Source organism: Streptomyces thermospinosisporus, from assembly GCF_039526425.1.
Taxonomy (GTDB): Bacteria; Actinomycetota; Actinomycetes; order Streptomycetales; family Streptomycetaceae; genus Streptomyces; species Streptomyces thermocarboxydovorans.
Genome location: NZ_BAAAIZ010000041.1, coordinates 68,557 through 77,320, shown reverse-complemented (window position 1 = coordinate 77,320; position 8,764 = coordinate 68,557). Strand labels below are relative to the sequence as shown.

The window sequence follows — 8,764 nt, the reverse complement described above, 5'->3', positions numbered from 1 at the left end:
CTGTGAGGTTCCCCGAGGGAATGCGGACGCCGTCCGTGCGAGGCGGGCGCCCCTGGAGGCGGGCCGGCCTCGCACGGGCCGGGGGCGGGCGCTAGGCGCGGCCCGCGGTCTTCTGCGTCCGGCGGGTGACCGCGTCGATGATGACGGTGGCCAGCAGCACGCCACCGGTGATCATGTACTGGACCGGCGAGGCGATGCCCTCGAGCGCCAGGCCGTAGGTGATCGAGATGATCACCATCACACCGAGCAGGGCGTCCCAGGTCCGGCCGCGTCCGCCGAACAGCGAGGTACCACCGATCACCGCCGCGGCGATGACGTTCATCAGGAACTCACCGGTACCGGCGCCCTGGTTCGCGGAGGCGATCTTCGAGGCGACGAACAGACCGCCGATGGCGGCGAACGTACCGGAGATGGCGAACACCGAGATGCGCACCAGCTCGACGTTGATACCGGCGCGGCGGGAGGCCTCGACGCTGCCGCCGAGGGCGTACACCTTGCGGCCGTAGGAGGTGCGGCGCAGCACGAAGTCGGTGATCACCAGGACCGCGAGGAAGATCACCACGGCCAGCGGCAGGCCCTTGTTCTGGTTGAAGACGATCGCCACGGCGAAGGCCACGACGGCCAGCAGCGCGGTCCGCACCACGATCTCGCTGACCGGCCGGGAGGGCACCCCGGCGGCCTCACGGCGGCGGTTGTCGAAGAACGAGGTGAGGAAGTACCCCACGGTCGCGACGAGCGCCAGGCCGTAGGCGGCGGCCACGTCCGAGAAGTAGTAGCTGGTCAGCTTGACGACCAGACCGTCGGCGTCGAGGTTGATGGTGCCGTTCTCGCCCAGGAGCTGGAGCATGAAGCCCTGCCAGAACAGCAGACCGGCCAGGGTCACGGCGAAGGCCGGCACACCGATGCGGGCGAAGACGAAGCCGTGGATGGCGCCGGCGACCGTGCCGGTGAGGATCGCCAGCACCAGGGCCAGCGCCTCGTTCATCCCGTGGGTGACGCTGAGCACCGCGAAGGTGGCGCCGGCGACACCGCTGACCGAACCGACCGACAGGTCGATCTCGCCGAGCAGCAGAACGAAGACGATACCGACGGCGATCATGCCCGTGCCGACCATGGCGATCGACATGTCGGAGAAGTTGCCGGCGGTGAGGAAGTTGGAGTTCAGGCTGGTGAAGATGCCCCAGATGATCAGCAGGCCGACCACGACCGGGAGGGAGCCCAGGTCACCGGCCTTCATCTTCCGCTTGAACTCGTTGACGTAGCCCTTCAGGCCCTGCTCGCGCACCAGCAGCCGGGGGTCGACGGCGGTGACCGCTGCGGCCGCCGCCTCGGGGTTCTCCACGACGTGGTCCTCGGCGGGGGTGGTGGTCTTCTCGGTGCTCATTTCTTGATCTCCCCATTGGTGCGCGCCGCACGACGGGTCACGGCGTTGTCCGTGGCGCCCGTGATGGCGGAGATGATCTCTTCCTGCGAGGTCGACTTGACCTCGAAGACGCCGTTGTTGCGGCCGAGGCGCAGCACGGCGACCTTGTCCGCCACGGCCTTGACGTCGGCCATGTTGTGGCTGATGAGGATCACCGCGTGTCCGCGCTCGCGCAGGCGCTCCACCAGGTCGAGGACCTGGGCGGTCTGCTCGACACCGAGGGCTGCGGTGGGCTCGTCGAGGATCACCAGCTTGGGCTCGCCGAGCATGGACCGGGCAATGGCCACGACCTGGCGCTGACCGCCGGAGAGCGAGGCGATCGGGATGCGGACGCTGGGGATGCGGATCGAGAGGGTGTCGAGCAGCTGGCGGGAGCGGCGCTCCATCTCCACCTCGTCCAGGACGCCGCGGCGGCGGATCTCCCGGCCGAGGAAGAGGTTGCCGACGACATCGATGTTGTCGCACAGCGCGAGGTCCTGGTACACCGTCGCGATGCCCAGGTTCTGGGCGTCGTGCGGCTTGCTGATCTGGACGGGCTTGCCCTCCCACTCGATGACGCCCTCATCGATGGGATGCACGCCGGCGATCGTCTTGACCAGCGTGGACTTTCCGGCGCCGTTGTCGCCGACCAGGGCGACCACCTCACCGGCGTGGACCTCAAGCTCTACGTCGGTGAGCGCCTGGACGGCACCGAATCGCTTGGAGACCCCGCGCAACGCCAGCACGGGCGTAGCGGACACGTGAACCATCTCCTTCGCCGCCTGACCCGGCGGGAGGTTGTGCAGAAGTTTTCGGGGGGTGTTCCGTCCGGCGCCCCGCGTAGCTTGCGGGGCTGGTGTGTGCGGGGCGCCGGCGGAAACTCGGGGCAGCGGGTCCCGTACGGGAGTCATCGGGTGGACTCCCGTACTGCGTGGGACTCCTTGCTGCTTACTTCAGACCGATCTTGTCGCAGGCGGCCTTGTACTTGCCCGCGCAGATCTCGTCGATGGTGTAGACGCCGTCCTTGACCACCGTGTCCTTGATGTTGTCCTGGGTCAGCGAGACGACCGGGACCAGCACGGCCGGGACGCCCTTGGTGGTGGGGCTGTCGACCTTGTCCTTGGCGATGGAGTCCAGGGACTTGCCCTGGGCGAGCGCGACGGCCATCTCCGCGGCGGCGTTGGCCTCCGGGGCGTACGGCTTGTAGACGCTCATGTACTGCTCACCGGTGACGATGCGCTGCACACCCGCGAGCTCGGCGTCCTGGCCGGTGACCGGGATGTCGTCGATGCCCGCCGCCTTCAGGGCGGTGATGATGCCGCCCGCCATGCCGTCGTTGGCGCTGTAGACGCCGACGATGTTCTTCTTGCCGAGGGCGGAGATGGCGCCTTCCATGTTCTGGTTGGCGTTCTCCGGCTTCCACTCCTTGGTGTCGTACTCGCGGCCGATCTTCACCTTGCCGTCGAGGACGGAGTGGGCGCCCTTCTTGAACTGGGCGGCGTTCGGGTCGGTGGAGGACCCGTTCATCATGACGATCTGGCCGTCCTTGGCCTTGTCGCCGAGCGCCTTCAGCAGGGCCTCGCCCTGGGTCTTGCCGACGGTGACGTTGTCGAACGACGTGTAGGCGTCGATCGGACCCTCGGCGAGACGGTCGTAGGCGACGACCGGGATCTTGGCGTCCTTGGCCTTCTTCACCGAGCCGGCGATGGCCTTGGAGTCCACCGCGTCCAGGATCAGCACGTCGACCTTGTTGGTCACCATGGTGTCGACCTGCTGGGCCTGCAGGCTGGCGTCCTGCTTGGCGTTGGCGTAGACCACCTCGGCCTTGTTGTTCGTGAGCTCCTTGATCTTCTTCTCGATCAAGGGCTTGTCGAACTTCTCGTAGCGCGCGGTCTGGTTCTCCGGCAGGAGCAGACCGACCTTGATCTCGTCACCCTTGGCGGCCGAGCCGCCATTGTCCTTGTCGCCCGACTCCTTGGCGCTGCCACAGGCGGCCAGCGAGACGGCCATTGCACCGGCGGCAATGGCAACGGCGGCACGACGCATACGTGCGTTCACTTCTTCAAACCTCCCTGACGAGGCCGCGTCGTTGCGGCCGAGGTGGCTGGAAGTCAACTCGGCCACACGTGCGACGTCAAGAAGTAAATACTTAACGAGATGGCAACGGTGCCATCCGTTCTCTAAGTGAAGGCAGGTGTACCAGCCATCGGCGCCCCCGCCACAGTCCCGTCCAAAAGGGTCGAATCGCCCATTTCGTTGAGGGCGAGGGCGAGCGCTCCGAGGACCTCCGCACGGCTCCCAAGTGCCCCGGGGAGAACGGACAGTTGGCGCGCCGCACTGGGGATCGCGTAGCGGCCGACGGACTCCCTGATCGGCCCGAGCACCAGCTCACCGGCCTCGGCGAGATCACCGCCGAGGACGATCCGGCTCGGGTTCAGCAGGTTGCAGAGATTGGCGACTCCGCTGCCGACATGGCGGCCGACGTCGGCGATCACCCGACGGCAGCCCGGGTCGCCGTCCCTCGCCAGTCTCACGACCTTTTCCATGGTCAGATCCGTACCGTGGCTGGAATGGAGCAGCGGGAGCACATAGCGGGCCGCCGCGAAGGTCTCCAGGCAGCCGCGGTTGCCGCAGCGGCAGACGGGGCCGGACTCATCGAGTGTAATATGCCCGATTTCGCCTGCGGTGCCGCCGGGCCCCCGGTAGATCTTCCCGTCGATCACCAGGCCGGCGCCGACACCGCTCGCGACCTTGATGTATGCCAGGTCGCGCACGCCCCGGCCGCTGCCCCAGACCATCTCGCCGAGGGCGCCGAGGTTGGCGTCGTTGTCCACGTGCACCGGCACTCCGAGGCGCCCCCGCAGCTCCTCGGCCGGTCTGGTGCCGCCCCAGCCCGGCAGGATCGCGGTGGAGCCCAGGGTGCCGGACTCCACGTCGATCGGGCCGGGCACGCCGAGGCCGATCCCGGCGATCTTGGAACGGTCCACCCCGGTGGCGTCGATCATCCTGTTGACCAGCTGTTCCGCCCGGTCGAAGCCCTGGGTGGCGGAGGCGTCCACGTCCAGTGGCTCGGACTTCTCGTCCAGCACCTGATGGGCGAGATTGCCGATCGCCACGCGTAGATGCGTATGGCCGAAATCCACCCCGATGACGATGCCGGCGTCCCCGCTCAGCGAGACGCTGCGGGCCCTGCGTCCGCCCGCCGAGGTGGGGGTGACCTGGACCGTTCCGCCCTCTTTCAGTTCCCGGACGATGTTCGATACGGTCGCCGCCGACAGGCCTGTCGTCCTCGCGATCTCGGCCTGAGTGAGAGAACCCGCAAGACGTACTGCTCGGACGACCCGCTCCAGGTTGGCTCGGTGCAGCGACGACTGCGACCCCGGAGTCTCCACGACGACCTCCTGCGCGCGGGGCCGCTTCGGTGAGGCCCCGTTCATGTCCAACTAGTGAACTCTAAGCTGAGCTGTTCGGGTTGCCTCCCGTCAAGAGGTTGAACCGTTTCGGGGGACGACAGGGAGAACGGTCACATACACGGACGCCGCCCCCGGGAGCCGGGAGCGGCGCGTGCGGGAGCGGATGCGCAGCGTTACCTCAGCGTCCCTCGGCTGCGCAGCGTTACTTCAGCGCACCCGCGGTGAGGCCCTGGACCACCTGGCGCTGGAAGATGATGTAGGCGGCGAGTACCGGGAGCATCGCCATCACCAGCCCGGCGAACAGCCCGGACCAGTCCCCCTTGTAGCCCTGGCTGACCGCCAGCTGCACCAGGCCCTGGGTGAGGACGTGCTTGTCCTCGTCGGTGTTCAGCACGGTGGGCAGCATGTACTGGTTCCACTGGCCCAGGAAGTTGAAGATGCCCACGCTGATCAGGCCCGGCTTGGCCATCGGCAGCATGATCTGGAAGAACGTCCGGCTGTGCGAGGCGCCGTCCACGAAGGCGGCCTCGGCGACGGAGGTCGGCAGGCTGCGGAAGAAGGCGGTCAGGAAGAACACCGTGAACGGCAATGAGTAGGCGATGTAGACCAGGATCAGGCCGTGGATGGTGTTCAGCAGTCCCATGTTGTTGACCACGTAGAACAACGGGACCAGGGCGAGCATGATCGGGAAGCTCATGCCGCCGATGAACAGGTAGTAGATGAACCGGTTGCCCGGGAATTCGAAGCGGGCCAGCACATAGGCCGCCATCGAGCCCAGGACGAGGGTGCCGATGAGCGAGCCGCCCACCACCAGGACGGTGTTGAGGAAGTAGTCGCTCATATGGGCCTGGGTCCAGGCCCGCGACCAGTTCTCGAAGTGCAGCCGGTCGGGCAGCGACCAGGGGGAGCCGAAGATGGAGGCGTCGTCCTTGAAGGACGTCATCACCGCCCACACCAGCGGCATGACCACCATGATCGCCCAGATGACGAGGATGCCGTGGGAGAAGACATTGAGGACGGTGCCCTCCTTCTTCCCACGCGTCGGCCCGGCCGCCGGCAGGTCGGCCTTGGTGACAGGGGCGCCGGACTCGGCGGGTACCGGAGCGGAGGTCTCGGTCGTCTTCATCTGATCAGTACTCCAGCCGCTCGCGCCGCCCCAGCCGCATCACGATGGCGGCGAAGGCCAGCGTGACGATGAGCAGGGCGACACCGATGGTGGTGGCATAGGCGGCCTGACCGTCACGGAACGCCTTCTGGTACACGTACAGGACCATGACGGTGGTCGAGTAGTCGGGCCCGCCGGGTCCGGTCGTCATGATCTGTACGACCGCGAACGACTCGGCGCCCAGGGCGAGGATGCCCATGTACACCCAGCCGGACTGCACGGTGTCCCACAGCAGCGGCAGGGTGATGCGGAAGAACATGGTGAAGCGGCCGGCCCCGTCCAGCAGCGCGGCCTCGTACAGGTCCGCCGGGATGGAGGCCATGCCCGCGGAGAACAGGACCACGAAGAAGCCCACCGTGGACCAGACGAGCACCGCCATCACGGCCCACAGGGCGAGGTCCGGGTCGCCCAGCCACAGCGGCTGGACGTCGTCGAGGCCGACCGCCCGCAGGACGGAGTTGACCGCACCGCTGTCCGGGTTGTACGCGAACGCGAACAGCAGGGCGACGATCGCGATCGAGAGCACCTGCGGGAAGAAGTAGACGATCTTGTAGAAGCCGGAGCCGCGGACCCCGCTGATCACCGGTCCGCCCCGGCGCCGCCGGCCGCCCACATTGATCATGAACGACAGGAACAGCGCCAGACCGATCGTCACCACCGGCACCAGCAGCGCGAACAGCAGGCTGTGCTGCAGCGACTTCCAGAAGATGGAGTCGTCCCACATGCGCTCGTAGTTGGCGAAGCCCACCATCGAGAACTCGGGACTCAGACCGGTCCAGTCCGTGAACGAGTAGTAGATCGACTGGATGAACGGCCAGATGACGAAGAGCGCATACAGCCCCAGGGGAACCGCGAGGAACCCCACGATGAACCGGTACTTGCCGTGCTGCATTCCTAGCGACCCCGATCTGCGCGCGGGTGCCGCCAGGGCCGGCCCGGCGCGGGTGCGCCGGACAGGCCCTGGGGACGGGTTCTCACTGGTGCTTGTAGTGCTTGATCGACGAGTCCTTGGCGGTCTCGTCGGCGAAGGCCTGGATCTTCTTGATGGCCTCGGCCGGGGTGATGCGGCCGGCCATCATCTCGCCGAGGCCCGCCACACCGATCTTCTCCTTCTGCAGCTGCACGTACCAGTCCTGGATGCGCGGGTTCAGGACGTTCTCGCCGGCCAGTTCCAGCGCCGCGACACCGGACTTGAGGCCGGGGGTGAGCTCGATGCCGTCGGTGCCGCCGTTGTAGGCGGTCAGCGACTTCACCTTGCTGGTGAAGTTCTTCGAGGAGGCCTCGCTGAGCATGATGCGCAGCTGCTCCATGCCGCCCAGGCCGTTCTTCGCCTTGGCCGGGACGATGAAGGGCTCGCCGCCGGAGGCCCAGATGGTGCCGAAGGGCATCTTGTCGTTGTCGTCGAGGCCGGTGGGCGCGGACACCGTGACCTCGAAGTCCGCCGGGATCACCTTGGCCGACTCGTTCTCCACCCAGGAGCCGTTGGGAAGGAACAGCGCCTTGCCCTGGGCCCAGGCGGTCTGGGACTGGATGTGGTCGAGGCCGGGGGTGCCCTTGAGGATGTAGCCCTTCTTGTAGAGCTCGTAGTAGGCCTCGAAGCAGTCCTTGACCGCCGGGTGCTTCCAGGCGTTCGGCTCGAGGTTGTCGATGGCGTCGAGCACCTCGCGGCCGCCGACCTTGCCGATCATCGGGTAGAGCGAGAAGGGGATGTAGTACGGGTACTTGCCCGCGTACGTCCAGCCCGCCATGCCCTTCTTCTTGGCCTTGGCGCAGACCGCGAGCATCTGGTCCCAGGTCTTCGGGTACTCCTCGTCCAGCGAGTCCAGGGCCTTCTTCGAGTACCAGACGCCGTAGACCGTGTAGGCGTAGTAGAGGATCCAGACCTTGTCGCCGTCGAACTGGCCCATCTCGACGATGCCGGGGCGCAGCGTGTCGCGGACCTTCTTGTTCGGGTCGTCGTAGGACGGGGCGTCGAGGAGCGGGGTGAGGTCGGCGAGCTGGTTCTTGCCGACGAGGACACCCATGTCCATCTGCTCGGCACCGGAGTTGTCGATGAGGTCGGGCGGGTTGCCCTGGTTGAAGCGCGGCTGCAGGGTCGACTGGATCTTCTGCGTCGCGGAGAACTTCACCTTGGCCTTGGGGAAGTTCTTCTCATAGATCTTGACGGCGTCCTGGGCGTACTCCTTGCCGAAGCCGCCGTCGAAGAGGACGAATTCCATCTGCGCGGTGTCATTGACACCGAGCGGGTTCTTCGCGGTCTTCTTGCCGGCCTTGGCCTTGTCCTGATCGCCGCCCCCTCCCCCGCTGGCACACGCGGACAGGAAGCCCATGGCGGGTACGGAGACCAGCCCCAGCGCGGCGGACCGCTTGATCAGACTGCGGCGGTCGACGCCGCTGGTGGCGAACTCGCCGGTGCCGTTGTTCTCGGCGGAGGTGGATCCCATGCTCAAGTCCTCGCCTTCTCCAGGACTCAGGCGGTGAACCGGATCCTTCCCGGCACCGCGTTCGGGTCAAGCTGGGTCGTGCTGGAAGTGCTGTCGAGGTGCTGTGGTGCTGGACGTTCCCGGTGACACGTCACTGATGGCCGGGTGCGGTGAAGATGCCCCGGAGTGCCGACAGGTATAGTCCACTTCCCGCCAGCGGAGCAAGATCGAATGCAAGGTTCGCTGCCGGTCTTTTCCGAGTTGAGACCTGCCGGAAATATGTGCTCCCGGCACGCTTCTCGGCGGAATTATCCGGGCCTCCGATCTCGAATGCCGCATTCAACACCTTGACACCGTGGGC

General features: G+C 66.8%; 7 protein-coding genes. All 7 read right to left on the bottom strand.

Going from position 1 to position 8,764, the window contains the following annotated elements:
- Positions 1–91: 91 nt before the first annotated feature.
- The 7 genes from ABD207_RS15435 to ngcE all read right to left on the bottom strand — a co-directional run bounded on the left by ABD207_RS15435 (position 92) and on the right by ngcE (position 8,424).
- The gene (locus ABD207_RS15435; protein ID WP_344013385.1) at positions 92–1,384 is read right to left on the bottom strand and encodes a sugar ABC transporter permease; all 1,293 of its coding nucleotides are present in this window, start codon (positions 1,382–1,384) and stop codon (positions 92–94) included.
- Positions 1,381–2,172 (bottom strand): ATP-binding cassette domain-containing protein, encoded by a 792-nt coding sequence (locus tag ABD207_RS15430; protein WP_344013383.1) that lies wholly within the window; start codon positions 2,170–2,172, stop codon positions 1,381–1,383. The genes ABD207_RS15435 and ABD207_RS15430 overlap by 4 nt, the downstream gene beginning before the upstream one ends.
- 178 nt (positions 2,173–2,350) lie before the next feature.
- A complete protein-coding gene (locus ABD207_RS15425) occupies positions 2,351–3,448 on the bottom strand; it encodes a substrate-binding domain-containing protein (RefSeq protein ID WP_344013616.1) in 1,098 nt (365 codons plus the stop codon).
- Positions 3,449–3,582: 134 nt separating this feature from the next.
- Positions 3,583–4,794 carry an ROK family transcriptional regulator gene (locus tag ABD207_RS15420; RefSeq protein ID WP_344013381.1) on the bottom strand — a complete coding sequence of 404 codons (1,212 nt, stop codon included), beginning with the start codon at positions 4,792–4,794 and terminating at the stop codon, positions 3,583–3,585.
- A 223-nt stretch (positions 4,795–5,017) separates the two neighbouring features.
- Positions 5,018–5,941, bottom strand: a complete 924-nt coding sequence (locus ABD207_RS15415) for a carbohydrate ABC transporter permease (RefSeq protein ID WP_344013380.1) — start codon at positions 5,939–5,941, stop codon at positions 5,018–5,020.
- 4 nt (positions 5,942–5,945) lie between these two features.
- The gene (locus ABD207_RS15410) at positions 5,946–6,872 is read right to left on the bottom strand and encodes a carbohydrate ABC transporter permease (RefSeq protein WP_344013378.1); all 927 of its coding nucleotides are present in this window, start codon (positions 6,870–6,872) and stop codon (positions 5,946–5,948) included.
- A gap of 82 nt (positions 6,873–6,954) precedes the next feature.
- Positions 6,955–8,424 (bottom strand): N-acetylglucosamine/diacetylchitobiose ABC transporter substrate-binding protein, encoded by a 1,470-nt coding sequence (gene ngcE, locus ABD207_RS15405; protein ID WP_344013376.1) that lies wholly within the window; start codon positions 8,422–8,424, stop codon positions 6,955–6,957.
- Between the last annotated feature and the right edge of the window lie 340 nt (positions 8,425–8,764).